General features: G+C 65.9%; 22 protein-coding genes. 14 read left to right on the forward strand and 8 right to left on the reverse strand.

The features are described from left to right. Window positions 1-27 precede the first annotated feature (27 nt). Window positions 28-2421 carry an EAL domain-containing protein gene (locus FJV43_RS09225; protein WP_239626358.1) on the reverse strand — a complete coding sequence of 798 codons (2394 nt, stop codon included), beginning with the start codon at window positions 2419-2421 and terminating at the stop codon, window positions 28-30. 326 nt (window positions 2422-2747) lie between these two features. On the opposite strand from FJV43_RS09225, the gene FJV43_RS09230 reads away from it, so the two are divergent. Further along, the gene (locus FJV43_RS09230; RefSeq protein WP_239626360.1) at window positions 2748-3914 is read left to right on the forward strand and encodes an ABC transporter substrate-binding protein; all 1167 of its coding nucleotides are present in this window, start codon (window positions 2748-2750) and stop codon (window positions 3912-3914) included. 104 nt (window positions 3915-4018) lie between these two features. Beyond that, complete coding sequence (locus tag FJV43_RS09235) at window positions 4019-5506, forward strand: caspase family protein (RefSeq protein ID WP_239626362.1); 1488 nt, start codon at window positions 4019-4021, stop codon at window positions 5504-5506. A gap of 126 nt (window positions 5507-5632) precedes the next feature. On the opposite strand, the gene FJV43_RS09240 is transcribed toward FJV43_RS09235, so the two are convergent. Further along, window positions 5633-7057, reverse strand: coding sequence for an FAD-linked oxidase C-terminal domain-containing protein (locus FJV43_RS09240; protein WP_239626363.1), 1425 nt, complete (start codon window positions 7055-7057; stop codon window positions 5633-5635). 83 nt (window positions 7058-7140) lie between these two features. On the opposite strand from FJV43_RS09240, the gene FJV43_RS09245 reads away from it, so the two are divergent. Beyond that, entirely contained in the window at window positions 7141-7647 is a 507-nt protein-coding gene (locus FJV43_RS09245; protein ID WP_239626365.1) for a thioesterase family protein, read from the forward strand. 194 nt (window positions 7648-7841) lie between these two features. Here the strand turns inward: FJV43_RS09245 and FJV43_RS09250 are convergent, their stop codons facing one another. Then, window positions 7842-8015, reverse strand: a complete 174-nt coding sequence (locus FJV43_RS09250) for a DUF1328 domain-containing protein (protein ID WP_239626367.1) — start codon at window positions 8013-8015, stop codon at window positions 7842-7844. 236 nt (window positions 8016-8251) lie between these two features. On the opposite strand from FJV43_RS09250, the gene FJV43_RS09255 reads away from it, so the two are divergent. The 9 genes from FJV43_RS09255 to FJV43_RS09295 all read left to right on the forward strand — a co-directional run bounded on the left by FJV43_RS09255 (window position 8252) and on the right by FJV43_RS09295 (window position 16524). Further along, entirely contained in the window at window positions 8252-10837 is a 2586-nt protein-coding gene (locus FJV43_RS09255) for a UvrD-helicase domain-containing protein (RefSeq protein ID WP_239626369.1), read from the forward strand. Between the two features lie 7 nt (window positions 10838-10844). Further along, a complete protein-coding gene (locus tag FJV43_RS09260; RefSeq protein ID WP_239626371.1) occupies window positions 10845-11135 on the forward strand; it encodes a type II toxin-antitoxin system HicB family antitoxin in 291 nt (96 codons plus the stop codon). A gap of 88 nt (window positions 11136-11223) precedes the next feature. Then, complete coding sequence (locus FJV43_RS09265) at window positions 11224-11640, forward strand: hypothetical protein (protein WP_239626373.1); 417 nt, start codon at window positions 11224-11226, stop codon at window positions 11638-11640. Further along, complete coding sequence (locus FJV43_RS09270) at window positions 11640-12305, forward strand: OmpA family protein (RefSeq protein ID WP_239626375.1); 666 nt, start codon at window positions 11640-11642, stop codon at window positions 12303-12305. The genes FJV43_RS09265 and FJV43_RS09270 overlap by 1 nt, the downstream gene beginning before the upstream one ends. Window positions 12306-12476: 171 nt before the next feature. Further along, the gene (locus FJV43_RS09275) at window positions 12477-12995 is read left to right on the forward strand and encodes an Mpo1-like protein (protein WP_239626377.1); all 519 of its coding nucleotides are present in this window, start codon (window positions 12477-12479) and stop codon (window positions 12993-12995) included. 28 nt (window positions 12996-13023) lie between these two features. After that, complete coding sequence (locus tag FJV43_RS09280; protein WP_239626379.1) at window positions 13024-14055, forward strand: NAD-dependent epimerase/dehydratase family protein; 1032 nt, start codon at window positions 13024-13026, stop codon at window positions 14053-14055. A gap of 27 nt (window positions 14056-14082) precedes the next feature. Beyond that, window positions 14083-14709 (forward strand): isoprenylcysteine carboxylmethyltransferase family protein, encoded by a 627-nt coding sequence (locus FJV43_RS09285; RefSeq protein ID WP_212471266.1) that lies wholly within the window; start codon window positions 14083-14085, stop codon window positions 14707-14709. 164 nt (window positions 14710-14873) lie between these two features. Then, window positions 14874-15083, forward strand: a complete 210-nt coding sequence (locus FJV43_RS09290; RefSeq protein WP_194392389.1) for a hypothetical protein — start codon at window positions 14874-14876, stop codon at window positions 15081-15083. 139 nt (window positions 15084-15222) lie between these two features. Then, entirely contained in the window at window positions 15223-16524 is a 1302-nt protein-coding gene (locus FJV43_RS09295) for a sorbosone dehydrogenase family protein (RefSeq protein ID WP_239626381.1), read from the forward strand. 3 nt (window positions 16525-16527) lie between these two features. Here the strand turns inward: FJV43_RS09295 and FJV43_RS09300 are convergent, their stop codons facing one another. Beyond that, on the reverse strand, window positions 16528-17352 hold the full coding sequence (locus FJV43_RS09300; RefSeq protein ID WP_239626383.1) for an aspartate dehydrogenase: 825 nt from the start codon (window positions 17350-17352) through the stop codon (window positions 16528-16530). A 148-nt stretch (window positions 17353-17500) separates the two neighbouring features. On the opposite strand from FJV43_RS09300, the gene FJV43_RS09305 reads away from it, so the two are divergent. After that, entirely contained in the window at window positions 17501-18574 is a 1074-nt protein-coding gene (locus FJV43_RS09305) for a tartrate dehydrogenase (RefSeq protein WP_239626385.1), read from the forward strand. Between the two features lie 101 nt (window positions 18575-18675). On the opposite strand, the gene FJV43_RS09310 is transcribed toward FJV43_RS09305, so the two are convergent. From FJV43_RS09310 to FJV43_RS09325, 4 genes are all read right to left on the reverse strand, one after another. Continuing rightward, window positions 18676-19620 carry a LysM peptidoglycan-binding domain-containing protein gene (locus FJV43_RS09310; RefSeq protein WP_239626387.1) on the reverse strand — a complete coding sequence of 315 codons (945 nt, stop codon included), beginning with the start codon at window positions 19618-19620 and terminating at the stop codon, window positions 18676-18678. Window positions 19621-19753: 133 nt separating this feature from the next. Continuing rightward, a complete protein-coding gene (locus tag FJV43_RS09315) occupies window positions 19754-20119 on the reverse strand; it encodes a hypothetical protein (protein ID WP_239626389.1) in 366 nt (121 codons plus the stop codon). 9 nt (window positions 20120-20128) lie between these two features. Beyond that, window positions 20129-20374 carry a hypothetical protein gene (locus tag FJV43_RS09320; protein ID WP_239626390.1) on the reverse strand — a complete coding sequence of 82 codons (246 nt, stop codon included), beginning with the start codon at window positions 20372-20374 and terminating at the stop codon, window positions 20129-20131. 63 nt (window positions 20375-20437) lie between these two features. Next, the gene (locus tag FJV43_RS09325; protein ID WP_239626392.1) at window positions 20438-21295 is read right to left on the reverse strand and encodes a DUF3313 domain-containing protein; all 858 of its coding nucleotides are present in this window, start codon (window positions 21293-21295) and stop codon (window positions 20438-20440) included. Between the two features lie 186 nt (window positions 21296-21481). On the opposite strand from FJV43_RS09325, the gene FJV43_RS09330 reads away from it, so the two are divergent. After that, window positions 21482-22135, forward strand: coding sequence for a TetR/AcrR family transcriptional regulator (locus tag FJV43_RS09330; protein ID WP_239626394.1), 654 nt, complete (start codon window positions 21482-21484; stop codon window positions 22133-22135). Window positions 22136-22159 lie beyond the last annotated feature (24 nt).

Consider the following 22159-nt stretch of genomic DNA (forward strand, 5'->3'; position numbering starts at 1 on the left):
GGCCATACACGCCTCGCCGAGGCGCGTTCAGGCGGCGTCGCGCCGCGAAGGTTTGGCCGGCTCGTCGAACTGGATCCCTTCGATCGGTTGCGGCCTGCCCAACAGATAGCCTTGCGCAAAATTGACGCCGAGCACCTTCAGCCGCTCGAACTCCTCGCACGTCTCGACGCCCTCGGCCGTGACCGACATGTCCAGCCCGCGCGCCAGTGTCACGATCGCGGAGATGATGGCGGAGCTGCGCGGCTGATGCGTGAGGTTGCGGATGAACGACTTGTCGATCTTGATCTTGTCGAACGGGAACGCGGTCAGGTAGCTGAGCGACGAATAGCCGGTGCCGAAATCATCGAGCGCCAGCTCGATCCCGATGCTCTTCAGCCGCTCCATGAAGGCGTGGTTCTCGACCGCGCGCTCCAGCAGCACGGATTCCGTGATCTCGATCTCCAGCCTCTGCGGCGGCAGGCCGGAATCGGCGAGCGCCGCGCAGATCATGTCGAACAGCTCGGCCTCCTTGAACTGGATCGGCGACAAATTGACGGCGACCATGAGATCGGAGGGCCAGCCGGCGGCGTCCGCGCAGGCGCGCCGCAGCACGAATTCGCCGAGCGGCACGATCAGACCGGTCTCCTCCGCAAGCGAGATGAACTGGTCCGGCGGGATCAGACCGCGCGTCGGATGCCGCCAGCGCACCAGCGCCTCGAAACCGCGCCGTACGCCGCTGAGGGCGTCGACGAACGGCTGGTAGTGCACCTCCAGTTGGCACTGTGCGATGGCGTCGCGCAGATCTCCTTCCAGCGTGTTGCGGGCCTCCAGCTCGGCCGACATCGCCTCGTCGTAGATGGTGAAGCAGTTGCGGCCCGCTGATTTCGAACGATAAAGCGCGAGATCCGCTTTCTTCAGGAGCTGCTCCTGATCGCTGCCGTGGTCCGGCGAGATCGCGATGCCGATGCTGGTGCCGATCTCGACGCGGTGTCCCGGCAGCAGGAACGGTTCGCTCACGAGCTTGGCGATCTGCGCCGCCAGCTCGGTCGAGCAGGCGCGCTGATCCTCGCAGGCTTCCTGGATGATGGCGAATTCGTCGCCGCCGAGCCGCGCCAGCACGTCGTTCGCGCGCATCGCGGATCTCAACCGCTGCGCCACCTGGCGCAGCAGCGCATCGCCGGCTGCGTGACCGAGGGAGTCGTTGACGTTCTTGAAGCGGTCGAGGTCGAGCATCAGGATCGCGAAGGGCAGACCAGTCACGCCGGATTGCCCGTTCATCTCGTCGAGCCGGGTGAGGAAGAAGGCGCGGTTCGGCAGTCCGGTGAGTATGTCGGTCTGGGCAAGCTCGAGCACCCGCCGGTTCGCCTGCGACAGCCGCCGCGAATTGCGGCTCGCGAGCATCAGATAGGTCGACAGCGACATCGTCAGCAGCATGCCGACGATCAGCACCGCGCCCGCGCGATCGTAAGTCGTCGCCAGCGGACCGCCGGCGGTTGGAACCGCCCGCACCTGCCAGTCGGTATCGCCGATCTTGAGACTGCCCGACCAGTGCACGGCCTGCGCGATGTCCCGCATCGAACGCGGCGCGGTGGCGGCCGACGAGTAGTCCGGCAGCGTTTCCTCTTCGTTGGCGACCTGCGCCGCGAAGGGCGGGTAGACGTTCATGCTGACCGCCGGGCTTGCTCCGGTGGTCACGCGAATGGACTGGATCAGCAGCGGCAGGTCGAAGATGCCGACCACGAAACCGGCGAGATTGCGGCGCCGGTCCGCGATCTCCTCGCGCGACGTGCCCTTGGCGTAGACGGGAATGGCGACGAGAACGTCGGGCACACCGCTGCCCCCCTGCTTCGGCTCGAAGAGGCGCGTGCGAATGGCTGCGACGCGATCGTTGTCGCGCGCGCGCTCCAGCAGCGCCCGGCGCTCCGGAACGGTCGCGTAGTCCATGCCATAGACCGACGAGGTCTTCGGCTGAGTCGAGTAGAACACCGGAAAATATTCGTCGCCCTGCGTCGCGGTGACGAATCTCTCACCCTGCAGCGACTTGATCCGATAGCCGGACACGCCGTCGGCGATCGCCGCGGCCTCGTATTCGGCGCGCTCCTTGCTGTTGACGCGCGGCAACCAGGCAAGGCGCAGCATGCCGGGATGTCGCTCGAACAGGCGGGCGCTGAAGGTCTCGAATTCGCTGCGAGTGACTTCGTCGCTGGTCGATTCGAACAGCGTGCGCAGTGCGAGGAGCCGCGAGATGTACTCGTTCATGCCGTTCTGCATGACGATCGACTGGGTCTCGGCCGCGTTCTCGAACTCGCCCCGGTTGACGCGATCTTCCCACCGCGCCACGGCGGCAGCCCCCACGATCGAGAACAGCAGGCCGATGCCGATCGCCACGAGCGCAGGGCGATAGAGCCCGAGCAGCGGCGCGGCACGCCACCATCCGCTCATACGCCTCCGATCCTGATCGTTCTGATCGCGATCGCCCATCTTGATCTGCAAGTCCCCATCGGTACGGCGGCACGAACTTCTGGTTGAGCCGCCGGCGCGACTATCGGACCAGGATCGGGGTTAAGAACTGCCCAATTTCGCAAACCGCACCGCCGCGCATCGCGCGGCTTAGTTAACGATTGCCCAGAAAGTTCCGGCAGAGTGGCAGTAACTTGCCGATTTTACCCGGAGTCTTACGGACCGTCGACGCGGCACAAATTAGCGTCCTGTTCAGCCCGCAGGATTTATCGTCTCCACAACGCGTCCTGTATCCGGCAAGCATCCTCATGTCACGATCGCCATTCGCGAGCTACGTCGGCTTGACCATCGCATTGTTGGCCGCAGCAACGTTTTCCGCCAAGGGCGACGAAGTCGGCGTCGGCGAGGACGCGATCCTGTTCGGTCAGGCGGCAGCACTCGAGGGCCCCTCCTCCGCGCTCGGACAGCGCATGCGGCAAGGCATCGTCGCGGCATTCACCGAGATCAACGACAAGGGCGGCGTCCACGGCCGCAAGCTCCAGCTCATCAGCCGCGACGACGGCTACGATCCCGATCGTTCGGTGACGCAGACGCTGCGCCTGATCGAGGACGACAAGGTGTTCGCGCTGATCGGCGCGGTCGGCACGCCGACCGCCATCGCGACAATTCCGATCACCAGCACCAGGAACATTCCCTTCATCGGCCCCTTCACCGGCGCCGAATTTCTCCGCGACCTCGAGCTTCCCAACGTCGTCAACATCCGCGCGAGCTACGGCGCGGAGGCCGAGGCCTGGGTCAAGCACCTCACCGAGGATCGCCGCTTCACCCGCATCGGCATCTTCTACCAGGACGATTCGTTCGGCCGCGACGGCCTCCTCGGCGTCAAGCGGGCGCTTGCGAGGCGCGGCCTCGAACTCGCCGCCGAAGGCACTTTCGAGCGCAACACCCGCGCGGTGGCCGCGGCCTTGCGGATGATCAAGCGCGCCGAGCCCGAAGCCGTCATCATGGTCGGGACCTACGGCCCCTGCGCGGAATTCATCAAGCTCGCGCGCCGCAGCGGCTTCGCTCCGACCTTCGTCAACGTCTCCTTCGTCGGCGCCAACGCGCTCGCCGGGGAGCTTGGCCCGGACGGCGAAGGCGTCATCGTCTCGCAGGTCGTGCCTTTTCCCTGGGACCGCTCGCTCAAGCTCGTCGCCGACTACCAGAGGGCGCAGCAGGCGTTCGATCCGACGCTGACACCGGACTTCGTGTCGCTCGAAGGCTATATCTCCGGTCGCCTCGCGGCCGCGGCGCTGGAAAAGGCCGGACCGCAGCCGACGCGCGCGAGCCTGTTGCGCACCATCAACGATATCGGCCGTTTCGACATCAGCGGCACCATCGTCACTGTCGGCGCGCGCATGATCGACACGCCGCCGAAGGTGTTCCTGACGGTGATCCAGAAGGACGGGACGTTCAGGGCGGTCGATCGATTGTAGCCGTGGAAGATCGGCTCGCTCCGTGATCCAGCGCACAGACGGCCGCATGGCGCAAACGTAGAAAGAGTGACATCATCGCGCGTATTGCCGATCGAGGTGACATCATGCGCCGTCCGACCTTTTCCAATCTTCTGCTTGCATCCGGGCTTCTTGCGCTCACGCAATTGATGACGCCGACCGGCGCCGCCGCCGAAACGCGGCTTGCGCTGGTGATCGGCCAATCCGCCTATCGCGCCGTGCCGGAGCTGCCCAACGCCGCCAACGACGCCAAAGGCATGACGGAGCTGCTCGGCAATGCCGGCTTCACCGTCACCACTGCGGCCAACCTGTCGCAGAACGAGATGCGCGCGGCGATCTCGGATTTCGCCGGCAAGGTCGGTGCCAGCGGCGCCGATACCGTCGCACTGGTGTTCTATGCCGGCCACGGCCTGCAGATCGACGGCGAGAATTATCTGGTGCCGGTTGATCTCGACCCCAAGCGCGAGGCCGACATTCCGCTCCAGGGCGTGCGGCTGAACGACCTGCTCAACACGCTCGGCGCGCTGCCGACGCGGGCGCGCATCTTCATGCTCGATGCCTGCCGCAACAATCCGTTCCCCGCGCTCAGCGGCGCCGGCCACGGACTTGCGATCGTCGACACCAAGGCCGGCGCGCCCGGCTCCTTCATCTCCTATTCGACCTCGCCCGGCGCCGAAGCCGAGGACGGCAACGGCATCGACAGCCCCTACACCGCCGCTGCGCTGACCATCGCCAAGCAGCCCAATCTGCCGATCGAGGAGGTGTTCAAGCGCATCCGTGTCGCCGTGGCGCAATCGACCGACGGCCGGCAGATCCCCTGGGAGAGCTCGTCGCTGACCACGGACTTCAGGTTCTTCGGCGAGAGCAGCGTCCAGACGTCCGCCCTTCCAGGCGCAGCTTCAATGGCGCTTGCGAGTGCCACGCGCAGCCTCGAGGACTGGCGCAAGGAATTGCAGGGCAAGCCGGCCCCGGTCGCCTATGAGCTCGTGATCACCGAGGACACGGTGCCCGCTTATCAGGCCTATATCGAGCTCTACGCGCAGGACACCCGCACGCCGCGCCTGCGCACCGTGCTGGAGCGCCGGCGCCAGATGCTGGCCTGGGAGCGCGCGACCGCGATCAACACACGCGCCTCGTTCGAGGCTTATCTGGCGAACTGGGACAACAGCGATTTGGCTGCCACCGCGCGCAGGCTGCTGCTGCGCGTGCAGAACCGCAACTATGGCCAGCCCGTTGCCGCCGCGGCGACGCCCGCCCCGGTCGCCGTTGCGATGGCGCCGACCTGCCCGTGCTCGACTCCGACGCCGGCGACGCCCGTCAATCCGAGCGTTCCGCCCACCATCAAGAAACGCGTCGACACCCCGCCGAAGCGCAAGGTGGTCGAGACGCCACCGAAGCCGCGTCGGCCGCCCCCGCCCGACGAAGTGGTCGTCTACGAGCGTGCCCCGCCGCCCCCGCCCGCAGCCGTGGGTGTCGGCATCGGGATCGGAATTGGCATGGGCCGCGGTGGCTACGGCGGTGGCTATGGTGGTGGCTATGGCGGCCCGGCACGCGGCGACTACCGCAGGTATTGAGCCGATCCGGCATGAACTCGCACCGGCCCGCGCCCATCGCGCGGGCCGCATCTATTGCGCCAGTGCCGGACATTCGCGCTGAACGGCTTCCCGCATCCAGCCGGCCTGGATTGCGCGGACTGTGCGCTAAGCCTCCGGCACGATCTTGCCGGGGTTGAAGATGTTGAGCGGGTCGAGCGCTTTCTTCAACGACCGCATCGCATCGAGCGCCTCGGGACCGAGCTCGGCCTTGAGATATTTCTGCTTGCCCTGGCCGATGCCGTGCTCGCCGGTGCAGGTGCCGTCCATCGCCTGCGCGCGCTCGACGAGGCGATGCATGAACTCCTCGCCGCGTGCCATCTCGTCGGGATCGTTGACGTCGCAGACCAGCGAGCAGTGGAAATTTCCGTCGCCGACATGGCCGACGATCGGCGACAGCAGGTTGAGCCGCTTGAGATCCTCCTCCGTTTCGCTGACGCAATCGGCAAGCCGCGAGATCGGCACACAGACGTCGGTGGCGACCACGCCGATGCTGTCGCCGGGCCGCAGCGCCTTCACCGACCAATAGGCGTCGTGCCGCGCCTGCCAGAGCTTCGTGCGGTCCTCGGGCTTGGTGGTCCAGGCGAAATCGCCGCCGCCGCACTCCCTTGCGATCTCGCCGAACGCCTTGGACTGCTCGCCGACCTCGATCTCGCTGCCGTGGAATTCCATCAAGAGCAGCGGCGTCTCCGGCAGCGTCAGCTTCGAATAGGCATTGCAGGCCTTGACCTGCGCGGCGTTGAGCAGCTCGATGCGCGCCACGGGAATGCCGGTCTGGATCGCCAGGATGACGGCCTGACAGGCCCCGTGCACGCTCTCGAACGACACCGCGCCCGCCGCGATCGTCTCGGGGATGCCGCGCAGGCGAATGGTCAATTCGGAGATGATGCCGAGCGTGCCCTCGGCGCCGACGAACAGATGCGTGAGGTCGTAGCCCGCGGACGACTTCTTGGCGCGCGTGCCCGTGGTGATGATCTCGCCGTCGCCGCGCACGACCTTCAGCGCCAGCACGCTGTCGCGCATGGTGCCGTAGCGCACCGCATTGGTGCCGGAGGCGCGGGTCGAGGCCATGCCGCCGAGCGAAGCATCCGCGCCGGGATCGATCGGGAAGAACAGGCCCTGGTCGCGCAGATGCTCGTTCAGCGCCTTGCGGGTGACGCCGGGCTGGATCACGCAGTCGAGATCCTCGGCATGCACCGCCAGCACCTTGTTCATGTCGCGCAGGTCGATCGAGATGCCGCCCGCGGGCGCGTTGACCTGGCCCTCGAGCGAGGTGCCGGTGCCGAAGGCAATGACCGGCACGCGGTTTTTGGCGCAGATCCGCACCACGTCCTGGATGTCGGCGGTCTCCTGCGCCATCACCACGCCGTCCGGCGGCTGGTTGGGGATCCATGTGGTGGTATGGCCGTGCTGCTCGCGCACGGCCTGCGAGGTGATGAGGCGGTTGCCGAAGCGTGCGGCAAGCTGCTCCAGCGTGCTCGCGAGGGCTTTCGGCTCCGGCCGCGGCGGATTATTGGTGATGGTCGTACCCACGGAATTCCTCCCGAAAGAAGAACCGTGGCAAAGGACATAAAACCGGTCAAGTCAAGCGACCGGACGCATAGCTGGAAGGAAACATGCCGGAGACCACCGCCTCAGCGCCCAAAGCCGAGCCGTTCCGCGCCTCGATCATGCAGATCGAGCCGCAATGGATCGACTATAACGGCCATCTCAACATGGCCTATTACAACGTGATGTTCGACCGCGCGATCGACCAGCTCTGGAGCGAGCTCGGCATCGGGCCGACTTACATGAAGGAGCGAGGCGGCTCGACCTTCACGGCCGAATGCCACGTCAGATACCTGCGCGAGATCCACCTCGGCGATCCCGTGCAGATCTTCGTCTGGCTGCTGGAGGCCGACGACAAGCGGCTGCACACGTTCGAGGAGATGCGGCACGCGACTGAGGGCTGGCTGTCGGCCACGTCCGAGAACATGTCGCTGCACATGGACATGAATGCACGGCGCGTCGCGCCGTTTCCGCCCGATATAAGCGAGCGCATCGCTGCGGTCACCAAGGCCCACAGCGCGGTGCCGCGGCCCGAGGGCATCGGCCGGAGCGTGGCGATGCCCGCGAAGCGGTAATTTCAAAGCGCTGCCGCAGCGTTATGGCCGCGGTCTGAGCGCGCGCCTCGTCCTTCGAGACCACCGCTTCGCGGTCTCCTCAGGATGAGGCTAAGCGGCATTTGCGCTCTTCGAGACTGCTGCCGCACACTCTGCCCTCATCCTGAGGGCCCGCCGAAGGCGGGCGTCTCGAAGGATGCGCCGCGAGGATAGCGCTATATCCTGTTGCGGCCGCGCGCCAGGCTGACCACGGCCGAGACCAGGAACAGGACCACCGCGATGAAGAAGATGATCTTGGCGATCTCGATCGAGGCGCCGGCGATGCCGCCGAAGCCCAGGATGCCGGCGATCAGTGCAATAACCAGAAACGTCACAACCCAGCCTAGCATGGTCAAACCCTCGTCTTGATGTTGTCTGCGTCGACGCGGCTGGCCGCGCCACTTGCCCAGACAATCTCGACGCGGGAACGATGGTTCCGGCCCGTGCGGGGGCGAAATTCGCGGCCGGCGCTGGAACAAATCGGCCTGCCGCGCACGTGGAAAACCTGTCCCCGGCGCCCCATATAGGCACCAATCCCTGTTAAGAAGGCTCCCTTCCGTCACCCCGCGGTGCCATCGTGGGGCCAATGATTCGCATGACCGAGCCGAGCAAGATCACGTCCCAGAATGTCCCCGACCACCAGCCCGCAGCCGGCGGCATCGCCGCGCGTGCGCGCGCCTCGGTGGGTCCGAAATACCTCTCCGGCCTCAATCCCGAGCAGCGTGAGGCCGTGGAGACGCTGGACGGCCCGGTTCTCGTGCTGGCCGGCGCCGGCACCGGCAAGACGCGCGTCTTGACCACGCGCATCGCCCACATCCTGAGCCAGGGCCGCGCCCGCCCCGCCGAGATCCTGTCGGTGACCTTCACCAACAAGGCCGCGCGCGAGATGAAGCATCGGCTCGGCCAGATGCTCGGTCATGCCGTCGAGGGCATGCCGTGGCTCGGCACCTTCCACTCCATCGGCGGCCGCATCCTGCGTTTCCATGCCGAGCTGGCGCAGCTCAAGTCGAACTTCACCGTGCTCGACGTCGACGACCAGGTCCGGCTGCTCAAGCAGCTGCTGCAGGCCGAGAACATCGACGACAAGCGCTGGCCGGCACGCATGCTGGCCGGCCTGATCGACGGCTGGAAAAACCGCGGCCTGATGCCGTCGCAGGTGCCCTCGGGCGAGGCTGCTGTCTTCGCCAATGGCAAGGGCGGCAAGCTCTATGCGAGCTACCAGGAACGGCTGAAGATCCTGAACGCGGCCGATTTCGGCGATCTCTTGCTGGAGAACATCCGGATCTTCCGCGAGCACCCGGACATCCTGCGGCAGTATCAGCAGCGTTTCAAATACATCCTGGTCGACGAGTACCAGGACACCAACGTCGCGCAATATCTGTGGCTGCGGCTGTTGTCGCAGGCGCCGGCAAAGCCCGCCTCCACTGTCATTCCGGGGCGGCTCGAAGAGCCGAATCCGGAATCTGGAAATGAGTCCTCAGCTCGAGATTCCGGGTCTGCGCCTGCGGCGAATTCCGGAATGACGGCATCTGCAGCAGGCGCCACCAAGAACATCTGCTGCGTCGGCGACGACGACCAGTCGATCTATGGCTGGCGCGGCGCCGAGGTCGACAACATCCTGCGTTTCGAGCACGATTTCCCCGGCGCCAAGGTCATCCGCCTCGAGCGCAACTATCGCTCGACCGGCCACATCCTCGCCGCCGCCTCGCATTTGATCGCGCACAATGAAGGCCGGCTCGGCAAGACGCTGCGCACCGAGGATCAGGACGGTGAGAAGGTCACGGTGACGGGCTCCTGGGATTCCGAAGAGGAAGCCCGCGGCATCGGCGAGGAGATCGAGCAGCTCCAGCGCCAGGGCGAGAAGCTCAACGAGATCGCGATCCTGGTGCGTGCCTCCTACCAGATGCGCGAATTCGAAGACCGCTTCGTCACCCTCGGCCTGCCCTACCGCGTCATCGGCGGCCCGCGCTTCTACGAGCGCGCCGAAATCCGCGACGCGCTGGCCTACTTGCGCGTCATCAATTCGCCGGCCGACGACCTCGCCTTCGAGCGCATCGTCAATACGCCGAAGCGCGGCCTTGGCGATGCCACCGTGCAGATGCTGCACGACCATGCCCGCAAGCGCCGCATTCCCCTGTTCGAGGCAGCCCGCGCGGTGGTCGAGACCGACGAGCTGAAGCCAAAGGCGCGCGGAAGCTTGCGCGACCTCGTCGCCCAGTTCGACCGCTGGCGCGCCCAGCGCGAGGTCACCGCGCATACCGATCTCGCCCAGATCGTGCTCGACGAGAGCGGCTACACCGAGATGTGGCAGAAGGACCGCTCGGCGGACGCCGCGGGCCGGCTGGAGAACCTGAAAGAGCTGGTGCGCTCGATGGAGGAGTTCGAGAACCTGCAAGGGTTCCTGGAGCACATCTCGCTGGTGATGGACCGTGAGGGCGGCGCCGAGGACGACGCGGTGTCGCTGATGACGCTGCATTCGGCCAAGGGCCTCGAATTCGACAACGTATTCCTGCCGGGCTGGGAGGAAGGCCTGTTCCCGAGCCAGCGCACGCTGGACGAACAGGGCCGCGCCGGCCTCGAGGAGGAGCGCAGGCTCGGCCATGTCGGCCTCACCCGCGCCCGCCGCCGCGCAAAGATCTATTTCGCGACCAACCGGAGGATCCACGGCACCTGGTCGACCACGATCCCGTCGCGCTTCCTGGACGAATTGCCGGCGGCCAATGTCGAGATCACGGAATCCAAGGGCGGCTCGGCCTGGGGCGGCACCGGCGGCTACGGCGCCTCGCGCTTCGACGACATGGAGGCGTTCGGCTCCAGCTATTCGACGCCGGGCTGGCAGCGGGCGCAGGCCAATCGCAACCGAGGCGGTCAAGGTGGCCGCAGCGGCGGCGGCCGGGGCGGCTTCGAGGAGGAGGCCACCACGTTCTCCTCCGCCTCGTCCTCACCCGATTTCGGCAGCTTCTCCTCGCGCCGCCGCGGGCCTCTGACCATCGAGGGCGAACTGGTCGCCAAGTCCACCGGCACGACCTCGGAGTTCTCGCTCGAAGATCGCGTCTTCCACCAGAAATTCGGCTACGGCCGCGTCACCAGGATCGACGGCAACAAGCTTACCATCGCCTTCGACAAGGCCGGCGAGAAGAAGGTCGTGGACAGCTTCGTGCAAAGGGCGTGAGGCCAGCATGCCCCACTACATCGCCATCATCGAGGACGCAGGCCCGGACGAGGCCGTCGGCTTGTGGTTTCCCGACCTGCCCGGCTGCATCTCCGGCGGTGACGACGTCGACGAGGCCCTGGAGAATGCGCCTGAGGCCCTCGCGCTCTACGCACAGGAACTGATCGCGGACGGCCGGCAGCTTCCCCCGCCACGGACGCTGGCCGAGCTCGAGGCCGATCCGGAGGTCGCCGACGAGCTGGGGAAACACATGGTCGCCGAGATCGAATTTCCCGCCCGCACCGATGCCGCCGAGTGAGGACTGTTCGCCGCACTGGCCGGACTCCCGACGGTTCTCCGCCGAACAGCCCTTGACCATCGCGAACTTCCCCGTATCAGATAAACCCATGTTCCGGGGCTCCATCACATTGATCGTGCTTGCATTGGGGATGCCGTCGCTTGCGGCGGCGGAGACCATGAGCTTTGGCGATTCGATCGGAAAGCTGGCGGCGAGCTGCGGCGCGGAAATCGTCGCCAATTGCCGCGGCGTCAATCCGGATTCGAACCGGCTGAAGGAGTGCCTGTCGCGCAACCGCGACGTGCTGTCCCCGCAATGCGCGAGCGACTATTTCGGCGTGTTCGACGCCATCCAGAAGCGCGTCGCCGCGCGCGTCACGGTGGCGAACGCGTGCCAGCGCGAGATCGTCAAGGTCTGCGGCGGCTCGACCAAGGAGACCAGCAAATCGGTCCCCTGCCTGGTCTCGACGCCCAAGGGCATCAGCAACAGCTGCCTGAAGGCCGTCGACGACGCGGGGTACCGCTGATGCGCGCGAAGGGGCTCTTCACTGCCGGAACGATCGTTGCGCTGGGGCTCGCCTTGCTCGCGGGCACTGCCGGCGCGCAAACGGCAGCGCCGACCCGCGACGACATCGTCGGCAAGCTGAATCATTTCGAAGAGGCCGCCGAGGTCGATCTGCCCGCGCTGAAGCAGCAGGTGATGGAGCGCGCCAAGACCAGGATCAAGAACGATCCGGGACCCGTGAACCGGCCGCTGATCGCGCCTGACCTCGCCAAGCTGCCGGCCTTCAATGCGCAGATCCAGTTCGACGCTGACACGCCGATCATCCAGCCGGCGTCCTACCAGACCGTCGGCCGGATCGCCGATGCGCTGGTACATGCCTCGCTGCTGCCCTACACGTTCCTGATCGTCGGCCACGTCGAATCCAATTCGAAGACGCGCGAGGCCAATGCGATCCTGAGCCAGCGGCGGGCAGACGCGATCCGCGACGTGCTGGTGAACACGTTCAAGATCTCGACCAAGCGGCTGCATCCGATCGGCCTCGGCGAGGAGCAATTTCTCGACCGGGCGAAGCCGACCTCGGCCGTCAACGGGCAGCTGCAGATCCTGACCTATGCCAAGCTGCCGGAGGAGCCGCGTCCGGCTGCGGCCCCTGCGCCTGCGGCGAAAAAACCCGCCAAGAAGCGCTGAGCGAACGCGGTTCCGCGGCGAGCGGAACCCTTTGAGGCGCTGGCGTTTTGCAGCCTGTCCCGGGGCGCATCAGCACGGCTTGGCGCGACAAAAGCGCCGGTTTGTGCACCGCCGGGTCCAGTGCTATAGCCTCTGTTCGCCCTTCCTGACCCCGTGCAGCATGAGACCGAAATGGGTGGCTTTTTTCAGCGCCAACTTGCCGTTTACGTTGAGTACCATCGCGATCCCCGGAACACGGCGATGCATGTGGTCGGCATTTTGTTGCTGTTCACCGGCGCCGTGCTGCCGCTGACGCTGGTCAAGCTTCCGCTGCTCGGTTTCAACGTCAGCCTGGCGGTGGTCCTCGCCTTGCCGGTATTGATCTATTGGCTGCTGCTCGACATGGCGCTCGGGCTCGGCATTCTGGCCGTCTCCGTCGTCCTATTTTCGGTTGCGACAACGACCGCAGCGCAAGTCAGCACTACGGCCATGTGGGCAATTTTCGCCACGCTGGTGGTGCTCGGCTTCGCCGCGCAGACCATCGGCCACAAGGTTTTCGAGGGCCGCGAGGCCTCGTTGTTCACTTTTCCTTCGCATCTTTTGCTTGGACCGATGTTCGTGATGGCAAAATTGTTCATTGCCTTGGGCTTCCGTCGCGACCTTGCCGCGATTCTGGCGCCTCTTCCGACCAATTCCCTTTCGACCCGATAACTCCAAAAGCGAAACAGCAACCTTCTGCATGGCTCTCGTCCTGGTTACCGGTGGCAGTGGCTTCATCGGACATCATCTCGTCGAAGCGCTCCGCGCCCGTGGGCAGCGGGTCCGTGTTCTTGATGTCCGGGTGCCGGCCACAGCGAATGCCGACGTTGAACACGTCCACGGCTCGGTGCTGGACGGCGCCGCGGTCGATGCTGCGATCGCCGGTGTCGATCAGGTCTATCACCTCGCCGGCCTGCCCGGCATGTGGGTCGCCAACAAGCAGGACTTTCACGACGTGAATTGCCGCGGCACCGAGATCGTGCTCGCGGCTGCCATGAAGCGCGGTGTCTCGCGCTTCCTGCACTGCTCGACCGAATCGATCCTGTTCCCCTATTCCGACCTCAAAGGCGTTCCCGCCGAAGAGGCGCTGCAACCGGCCGACGCGATGCCCGGCGCCTATACGCGATCGAAGTCGCTCGCCGAGCATCATGCCGCAAAGGCGGCGGCCGCGGGCTTCCCGCTCGTGATCGGCACGCCGACCATGCCCATCGGCGCTGCCGACCACAATCTGACGCCGCCGACCGCGATGCTGTGGTACTTCCTCCAGAAGAAGGTGCAGCCGCATCTCAACTTCCTGGTCAACCTGGTCGACGTCCGCGACGTCGCCATGGGCCTCGTGCTGACCATGGAACGCGGCCGCATCGGCCAGCGCTACATTCTCGGCGGCGACTGCGTCCCGCTCGGCAACATCCTGCGGATGATGTCGGCGATGAGCGGCCGCCGGCAGTTTCCGGTCGTCGTGCCCGGAAAGATCGCCGAGCTCTCCGCGATCATGCTCGAATACATCGCCGATCACGTCACGCGCCGGCCGCCCAACGGCACCGCCGAGGGCGTGCGCATCGCGCTCGCCGCGAGCGACCTCTCGATCGGCAAGGCGCGCACCGAGCTCGGCTATTCGCCGCGTCCGATCGAGCCGGTCTTGCGCGAAACCATCACCCATCTGCTCGCCCGCAACGGTCAGCAGGCCTCCGGCGCCATCAAGCATCACGCGCTCTCCTCGCGCGCGAGCTGATCGCTCCGCCCAACGCAAAGAACCTTCATGTCCTTCGATTTCAGCAAGCTTCTCTCTGTCGCCTGGGGTGGCTGGACCACGACCTGGCCGACGCAACTGCTCGCCCTGATCTGGCTCGCCTGGCTCGCCAGCTGGGTCGGCGCCTCGTTCTGGCAGGGGCGCACGCAAAAGCAGGTGATGACGCTGGAGTCCGGCCGCTATCGCATTCCGATCCTGGTCGGCGGAATCCTGTTTACGCCGTGGACCGCCGAAGTGCTGAACGAAAAGCCGCTCTGGGTGTTCAGCAATACGGCCGTCTACATCACGGCGCTGATCGTGCTCGCCGGAATCTCCTTCACGTGGTGGGGCCGGCTGCATCTCGGAAAGTTCTGGTCCAACACCATCACCCACAAGGAAGACCATCGCGTCATCGACACCGGGCCGTACGGCATCGTGCGCCACCCGATCTACACCGGCCTGATCGCCGGCATGCTGGCGACCGGCATCGCGGTCGGCACGGTGACTGCGATGCTCGGCGCGATCCTGATCTCGCTCGGCATGTGGCAGAAGGGCCGGATGGAAGAGGTGTTCCTCTCCAAGGAGCTCGGCGAGGACGCCTACGGCGCCTATTGCCGCCGCGTGCCGATGATCATTCCGTTCCTGTCGCCGCGGTAAGCTCGCAAGCGCGAGACCTGTAGCCGCATGAGCAAAGCGACATGCGGGATCAGTCGCCCCGGATGTCGCTTCGCTCATCCGGGCTACGATCTTCGCCAAGGAACCGCCTCTCCACTCGCCCGTTACCCTCTCGACACCTGCTACCTGCCGCAGAGCATCGAGCCATGTCGGACGCCTACGATTATTTCCGCGCGCACGCGATCGCCGCGCTCCGCAAGGCGCGGGCGCTGCCGCCCGGGCGGACCAAGCAGAAGCAGCGCACGGTCGCGCGGGTGTATCATCTGCTGTCCAGGGAAGCCGCGCTGGCGCCGAACATCCAGCACCTGGATGATTTTCGCGCGGCGCGGCGGCTGGAGCGGCAGATCGGCCGCTGATCTCCGGCGCAAGCGCCGCGCCCGTCCCATGCAAATTCGATCGGCTGCCATTCCATGGGAATTGACCCCGGTGGTGCGCTGCACCGGTTGACGTCTGCCCCGTCAGCCAGTTGGATGCGCGCGCAAACAGGGGCTCCTCATGACCTTCTCCAGCATCTTCGCGCAGTTCGTCGCGATCCTCGGCGGCATGGCGCTGCAATGGCGCAAGATGACGGGCACCGAGCCCGCACCTGCCTGGGGCGAGAAGCCGGCCATTCCCGAGGCGAAGCCGCAAGGCGCGATTCCGACCTTGAAGATGCCGACCGCGCGCGGCTGGCGCGAGGGCCAGCAGCCGACGGTCGCGCCCGGGCTCAAGGTCAATGCGTTCGCGACCGGCCTCGACCATCCGCGCTGGATCGAGGTGCTGCCCAATGGCGACGTGCTGATCGCGGAAGCAACGCAGATCGCCGGTCCCCCGCGCTCCGTGTTCCACTACGCCATGCAGGCGACGATGCGGCGTGCCGCGGCGCTCGGCATTTCCGCCAACCGCATCACGCTTTTGCGCGACAAGGACGGCGACGGCGTCGCCGAATATCGCGGCGCCTTCATGGAGAATCTCAGCCAGCCCTTCGGCATGGCGCTGGTCGGCGACACCTTCTATGTCGGCAACACCGACGGCGTGATGGCCTTTCCCTACGCCGCGAACGCCGACCGCATCACCGCCCCGGGCAAGCGGCTCACGACGTTCAAGCCGGGCGGACACTGGACGCGCAGTCTTCTGGCAAGCCCCGACGGCAAGAAGCTCTATGCCGGCGTCGGCTCGCTCAGCAACATCGCCGAGATGGGCATGGAGGTCGAGCAAGGCCGCGCCGCGGTCTACGAGCTCGACCTCGTCGCCGGCACGCATCGCATTTTTGCGGCCGGCCTGCGCAACCCGGTCGGCCTTGCCTGGGAGCCGACGACGGGCGCGCTCTGGACCGTCGTCAACGAGCGCGACGGCCTGGGAGACGAGACGCCGCCGGATTATCTCACCTCGGTGCGCGACGGCGGCTTCTACGGCTGGCCCTATTGCTATTGGGGCAGGACGGTGGACGACCGCGTGCCGCAGGATCCGGCGATGGTCGCCAAGGCGCTTCAACCGGACTATGCGCTCGGCGGCCACACGGCTTCGCTCGGCCTGTGCTGGATGCCCGGAGGTACCCTGCCCGGCTTCGGCGACGGCATGGTGATCGGCCAGCACGGCTCGTGGAATCGCAGCAAATTGTCCGGCTACAAGGTCGTGTTCATCCCGTTCGAGAACGGCCGGCCGGCCGGTCCGGCGCGCGACATCCTGTCGGGCTTCCTCGCGCCGGACGAGAAGGAGTCCTATGGCCGCCCGGTCGGCGTCGCGATCGGCCCGGACAAATCGCTGCTGATGGCCGACGACGTCGGCAACGTGATCTGGCGCGTGACGGGAGCTTGAGGCTCACGTCCCGACGCAGAGCGTGGCGCGCTGCTTGCGCAGCAGCGCGATCACCGAGAGCGCCGTGATCAGCCCGGTCTTGGGATTATCGGACGGGATGTTCTCGATCGACATCGAAAACCGCGCCGAATCCGCCTCGACCTCGATGCGGTGAACGTTGCGCGTCACGGTCGGGTCGGCCCAGATCTGCACCATCGTGCGGTCGGGCCCGACGCCCGCGAGCGACAATGCCACCGCGACGTTGAGATTGGCCGGAAAGCCCTTCGCGGCCTCGCGCGCCGTGCCTTCGAACAGCTTCAGCGGCTCGCGCAGATTGTCGATGTCGATGTCATTCTTGACGATGAACGGCGCGCCCTTCAGCCCATCGATCGGCTTGCGCGTCACCATCTTCACCGAATGGATGGTGCCGACCGCGGCGGCGTTCACGGCATCGAGCCCGATCAGCGCGCCGGTCGGTACGAGGATGCGGCCGCCATTGGCGCGGGCGAGATCGACGAGATCGAAATTGTCGAGCAATCCGCCGACGCTGACGACGACCGCGGCCTTGCCGCGCTTCACCGCGGGCTCGACGATCGCGCGAAGCTGACTGCTCGGCGCGCACTCGACCACGATATCGGCGGCATCGCCGAGCTGGTCGAGGGACAGAACCTGCGGCGGACGATTCAGGCCGTCAAGGAAGGCCCGATGCTTGGCGGGATCACGCGCAGCGACGGCGGACAGCGCCAGTCCTTCGATGCCCTGGTCGAGCGCCGTCGCGATCTTGGTGCCGATCGAGCCCAGCCCTGCAATGGCAACCCGCAACTCACTCTGGCCCCTCTGATCGGTCATCGCATCCCACTTTCCCGCCGGATTGATGTCATAGCGTATCATTTTCTGTATAAGCCAGCGTCAATTGAATTGGCCCTGCGGCCGGCAAGGACTCGCTGTGGCCCGGACCGTGATCCTCGCCGCAACCTCACTGATACGGAGCATTCCCATGCGCACCCATTCGATCGCAGCCATCCCCGCCGACGGCATCGGGCCCGAGGTGATCTCGGCCGGTGTCCGCGTGCTGGAGGCTCTGGCAAAGCGCAGCGGCGATCTCGCCTTCAACATCACGACGTTCGACTGGGGCTCGGACTATTACAAGAAGCACGGCGTGATGATGCCGGCGGACGGTCTCACCGAACTGAAGAAGTTCGACGCGATCTATTTCGGCGCGGTCGGCGCCCCTGACGTGCCCGACCACATCACGCTGTGGGGCCTGCGGCTGCCGATCTGCCAGGGCTTCGACCAATACGCCAATGTGCGGCCGACAAAAATCCTGCCGGGCGTGGCCTCGCCGCTGCGCAATGTCGGCGTCGGCGATCTCGACTGGGTGATCGTGCGCGAGAACTCGGAAGGCGAATATGCCGGCATGGGCGGCCGCGCCCACAGGGGCCTGCCGGAGGAGGTCGGCACGGAAGTGGCGGTCTTCACCCGCGTCGGCGTGACGCGGATCATGCGCTACGCGTTCCAGCTCGCGCAGTCGCGTCCGCGCAAGCTGCTGACCGTCGTGACCAAGTCGAACGCGCAGCGCCATGGCATGGTGATGTGGGACGAGATCGCGGCCGAGGTTGCCGGTGAATTCCCCGACGTCGGCTGGGACAAGATGCTGGTCGACGCCATGACTGTGCGCATGACGCTGCATCCGAAGAGCCTCGACACCATCGTGGCGACCAATCTCCACGCCGACATCCTCTCCGATCTCGCCGGTGCGCTGGCCGGAAGCCTCGGCGTCGCGCCGACCGGCAACATCGATCCGCAGCGCCGCTTCCCCTCGATGTTCGAGCCGATCCACGGCTCGGCCTTCGACATCACCGGCAAGGGCATCGCCAATCCGGTCGCGACGTTCTGGACCGGCGCGCAGATGCTCGAGCATCTCGGCGAGAAGGATGCCGCCTCGAGGCTGATGGCGGCCGTCGAACGCGTCTGCGCGGCCGGCGTGCTGACGCCGGATGTCGGCGGCAAGGCCACCACCAAGGAAGTGACCGATGCCGTGATCGACGCGATCAACGGGTCGAATGTCTGATCACTGCTCTACGTCATGGCCGGGCTTGCTCCGGCCACGATGTTTCGCGCGGCAATCAAGAACGCGGATGCCGCAGGCGGGACGCGCCCGGGCATGACGTTTTATTTTCGTCCACCCGCCGCCGGCGGTGGCAGTGCCATCGCAGCCGCAGGCTCCGGCGGCGTCAGGTGACGCGGGACAATGATGGTTTGTCCCGGGGTGAGCTGCGCGTTCTCCGGCAACGAATTGCTCTGCGCGAGCGTCCACAGCGGCACGCGATTAGCTGCGGCGATGCTCTCCATGGTGTCGCCTCGGCGCACCGGCACCCGAACGCCGCTGTCCCACAATTCGACCAGCGTGTCCGCCGGCACCAGATAGCGCAGCGGCACGGCATCGGCCTGGGCTTGCGGCGGGATGCGCGGGAGCTGCGTCACCATCTCGACGATCTGGCGGTGGATGTCGTCGGACTTCTCGATGTTGATGTGGCTGACGCGCGAGCTTTCCTTCAGGTCGTAGCTCGCATAATGGCCGCGAAAGCCGGGCACGGCCACGACGTCGCCGCCGCCGAGCACGCTGTCGGACAGGAAGATGTTGATGAAGCGCTCGACGTTGAGCGGCACGTCGCCGGTCGCATGCGCAGGATCGATGACGATGACGAGGCTGATCGGGATGTTCTCCTTGGCCGCCATCTCGGAGATGACGATCGAGCACAGGCCGCCCATGGAGTGGCCGATCAGCACGATCGGCGCCGGCGATTCCTTGTAGCTGGAGATGGCGCGATCGCCGATCCACCGGCAGATGGTGAATTCGTAGACGCTGGCCGAGAAGCCAGCCTTGGTCAGTTTCTCTTCGAGCCGATCCATGCCGGTCGAGAAGATCGGACCCATGGCGCCGCGGAACAGGTAGATCTTTGGCGGCGGCAATGGCTCGAACGGCACAGGCGACGGCGCCGCGGCGGGAGCGGCCGCGTTGGTCTTGGACTTGGCTGGTGTGGCAGCGGCCGTGCCGGTGCCGAAGGCGAGCAGCGCAATCGCTGCCAGCGCGACAATTCGCCTTGGATCAAGCATCAGTCCAGCAGTCCCACTACAGGAAGCAGAGGCTCCCCCGCCGCGCTTAGTGACCGCCGATTGGGTGGAATTTGGGGCACGGAACCGGGACCGTGACACCCGCAGCATCTTGGCATCATTGGAGGGAACCCATTCAATCGAAGGGTGTCCATGCCTCGGCTTCGCAGGCCTCGAGAATCACCGAAGTCTGGACACCCTTGTAGGTGTCATCGTCGAAAAAGACCGAATAGGCGGGGCGCCTGCTGGCTGATGGGCCACTCTGCCTCAGGCAGACGAAATACGATCCCGGCCCGTGGTCGGAATGGCGAACGGCGGACGTCTCCAGTCCCCCGCTCAGCTTGGCTTCGGCAGCCGCTTTCGTGACGCCGTCTTTCACCGCCTTGGCACTGGGCGGCTGCGGAGGTTCATACGCCGGAGGAAGATCGACGCTCGACCCGCAGCCCGCCAGCAACAGTGTCAAGACCGCGGACAAGGCGGCCGCGCTCGATACGCGCCTCATCCTTGGGCCTCATCCTTGGGTCAGAAAGAGATAGAGGCAGCCCGCGACCGTGGGCAGGAACGCGACCACGGTCGCCATCCAGAAGCCGGATTCCAGAATCGAATCCTGGTCGTCCGTCTCGCCGGCCGAACGCCGATCCGCGTTGGTTCGGCTCCACACCTCATCGGCCGTGAACAGGGGCGCGCTCCTCGCGCACACACGCGCATCGGCGCGCGCTGCACCTTGGCGCAAGGGACGGATCGTTGCCTGGGTCATTTCATCTACTCTGGTCAGCCACGAATGTTGTTGAAGTCGGATGTGACGGGCAACGCATCCGGATCATTGCGTGAGCGTCTGCTCTGAATTCACCTGGGTTGCCGGGGCCGGATTCCCGGCCGGACTCTCCTTGGCACCGGAATCCGTCCAGGCCGGCGGCAGCCCGAGCCCCTGCCCCGCGAAGCCGGTGATGCCGGGAAACCGCCCGAACGCCTCGCACGCGACATATTTGGGAGCACCGCCGAACCGCACGGGAATGCTGTCCATCGGAGGCAGCGCAGGGATGCCGCCGAACGGCGACTCTCCCGTCGCAACCAGCTTGGCGAAGTCGGCGCCGAAATCGGCAGCGAGATCGTACGCATCGCCCTCGTTGGCGACCCGCGGAGAATTCGTGATGGAGTTGGCGCTGCGCCCCCAGACCATGGCCGCCTTCTGAAATCCGGCGAAGTCGCGCGCCTCCGCCTCGACCGACAGGCTGCCGAGCCCGACCGGGAGTCGCGGCACCGGCACAGGTACGGCGGGAAGCGCAACGGTCTTGGCGATCGACAGCGCTTTCGACGCGCCCGAGGCGGTCGGGCTGGTCGGCACGGCATGCGTCACCGTCGCCTGCACCGTGAGGTCGGCATCGTCATCGGCGGCAACGATGCGGAAGCGCTCGCTCAGGCGCAGACAAAGCTCGCGGCTGACGGCGTTTGCGACCAGGCGCCGCTCCTTTTCGGTCAGCGCGACGTCGGAACGCGCGGGAAAGACCGTCGTCGCGATCCGGATCGTCTTCGCCGCCAGCAAATCCTTCTTGTTCACGCGGATCTGCGATCGCGTCACCAGTCCGTTCGCATCCGACATCCGGTCGTAGCTCCTGAGCGAGCCGGCCCGTTCGAGCGGCGCGGTCGCGCAACCACCGAGCGCGAGCGTGATAGACACCAGTGTCGCCCATCGAACGCGCATGGTCCCGCTCAGGCCCGGACTCTTTACTAGAGAGATCGATCTATTAATCATTCCCACGCCGGTTGCCGCCCGTCAACATAAATAGATGGAACTCTCTAATTTTGATTTTCTCGTGACGGACCGGCATGCTAAATCGGGCCCTCACGAAAAGGAGAACGCGCCTTGAGGAAGGTGGACCCCGTCAAGCATGAGCGGAAGCGCGGGGAGATCCTCGACGCGGCGATCCGCTGCTTCACCAGGGACGGCTTCCGCGGCGCCAGCACGACCGACATCTGTACCGAGGCCGGGATCAGTCCGGGGCACCTCTATCACTACTTTCCGAGCAAGATCGCGATCATCGAGGCGATGATCGATTTGGGTCTGGCCCGTTCGGCGGAGCGTTTCGAAAAGATTCTCGCGGCCACGGACGTGATCGAGGCGCTGCTCGCCGACATCGAGCAAACCAGCCTGCGGTTTCGTCCTGCCCAGATCCTCAGTCTGGATGGCCTCGCGGAGGCCGCACGCAATCCGGAATTCGCCAAGATCATCGAACGGCACACCGAAGCGGTTCGCCGCATGTGGGCCGACTTCCTGCGCCAGGCGCAAAGCCAGGGCCGGGTGGATCCGGGACTGGACCCGGAGGCGACGGCGAACATCCTGATCGCGATCATCGACGGGTCGCGCGCAATGCCGATCCGCAATCCGAGGCTGGATATCAAGCAGAGCACTGCGCATCTGAAGACGATGCTCATCCGCTTCCTGAGCCCGCCCGGAGCCGAGAGCAAGCCCCGCGATCAAAGGGCCGGCCGTCCCCTCACGCTGGTTAGGAAGCGATAGGGCGTCTACTTGCTACAAAGCGCT

This window comes from Bradyrhizobium sp. I71, from assembly GCF_022354745.1.
In the GTDB taxonomy this organism is placed as follows: Bacteria; Pseudomonadota; Alphaproteobacteria; order Rhizobiales; family Xanthobacteraceae; genus Bradyrhizobium; species Bradyrhizobium liaoningense.

Coding starts and splice junctions, on each gene's coding strand:
- FJV43_RS09225 (WP_239626358.1), bottom strand. CDS start 2,421: ATGAGCGGATGGTGGCGTGCCGCGCCGCTGCTCGGGCTCTATCGCCCT.
- FJV43_RS09230 (WP_239626360.1), top strand. CDS start 2,748: ATGTCACGATCGCCATTCGCGAGCTACGTCGGCTTGACCATCGCATTG.
- FJV43_RS09235 (WP_239626362.1), top strand. CDS start 4,019: ATGCGCCGTCCGACCTTTTCCAATCTTCTGCTTGCATCCGGGCTTCTT.
- FJV43_RS09245 (WP_239626365.1), top strand. CDS start 7,141: ATGCCGGAGACCACCGCCTCAGCGCCCAAAGCCGAGCCGTTCCGCGCC.
- FJV43_RS09250 (WP_239626367.1), bottom strand. CDS start 8,015: ATGCTAGGCTGGGTTGTGACGTTTCTGGTTATTGCACTGATCGCCGGC.
- FJV43_RS09255 (WP_239626369.1), top strand. CDS start 8,252: ATGATTCGCATGACCGAGCCGAGCAAGATCACGTCCCAGAATGTCCCC.
- FJV43_RS09260 (WP_239626371.1), top strand. CDS start 10,845: ATGCCCCACTACATCGCCATCATCGAGGACGCAGGCCCGGACGAGGCC.
- FJV43_RS09265 (WP_239626373.1), top strand. CDS start 11,224: ATGTTCCGGGGCTCCATCACATTGATCGTGCTTGCATTGGGGATGCCG.
- FJV43_RS09270 (WP_239626375.1), top strand. CDS start 11,640: ATGCGCGCGAAGGGGCTCTTCACTGCCGGAACGATCGTTGCGCTGGGG.
- FJV43_RS09275 (WP_239626377.1), top strand. CDS start 12,477: ATGGGTGGCTTTTTTCAGCGCCAACTTGCCGTTTACGTTGAGTACCAT.
- FJV43_RS09280 (WP_239626379.1), top strand. CDS start 13,024: ATGGCTCTCGTCCTGGTTACCGGTGGCAGTGGCTTCATCGGACATCAT.
- FJV43_RS09285 (WP_212471266.1), top strand. CDS start 14,083: ATGTCCTTCGATTTCAGCAAGCTTCTCTCTGTCGCCTGGGGTGGCTGG.
- FJV43_RS09290 (WP_194392389.1), top strand. CDS start 14,874: ATGTCGGACGCCTACGATTATTTCCGCGCGCACGCGATCGCCGCGCTC.
- FJV43_RS09295 (WP_239626381.1), top strand. CDS start 15,223: ATGACCTTCTCCAGCATCTTCGCGCAGTTCGTCGCGATCCTCGGCGGC.
- FJV43_RS09300 (WP_239626383.1), bottom strand. CDS start 17,352: ATGACCGATCAGAGGGGCCAGAGTGAGTTGCGGGTTGCCATTGCAGGG.
- FJV43_RS09305 (WP_239626385.1), top strand. CDS start 17,501: ATGCGCACCCATTCGATCGCAGCCATCCCCGCCGACGGCATCGGGCCC.
- FJV43_RS09310 (WP_239626387.1), bottom strand. CDS start 19,620: ATGCTTGATCCAAGGCGAATTGTCGCGCTGGCAGCGATTGCGCTGCTC.
- FJV43_RS09315 (WP_239626389.1), bottom strand. CDS start 20,119: ATGAGGCGCGTATCGAGCGCGGCCGCCTTGTCCGCGGTCTTGACACTG.
- FJV43_RS09320 (WP_239626390.1), bottom strand. CDS start 20,374: ATGACCCAGGCAACGATCCGTCCCTTGCGCCAAGGTGCAGCGCGCGCC.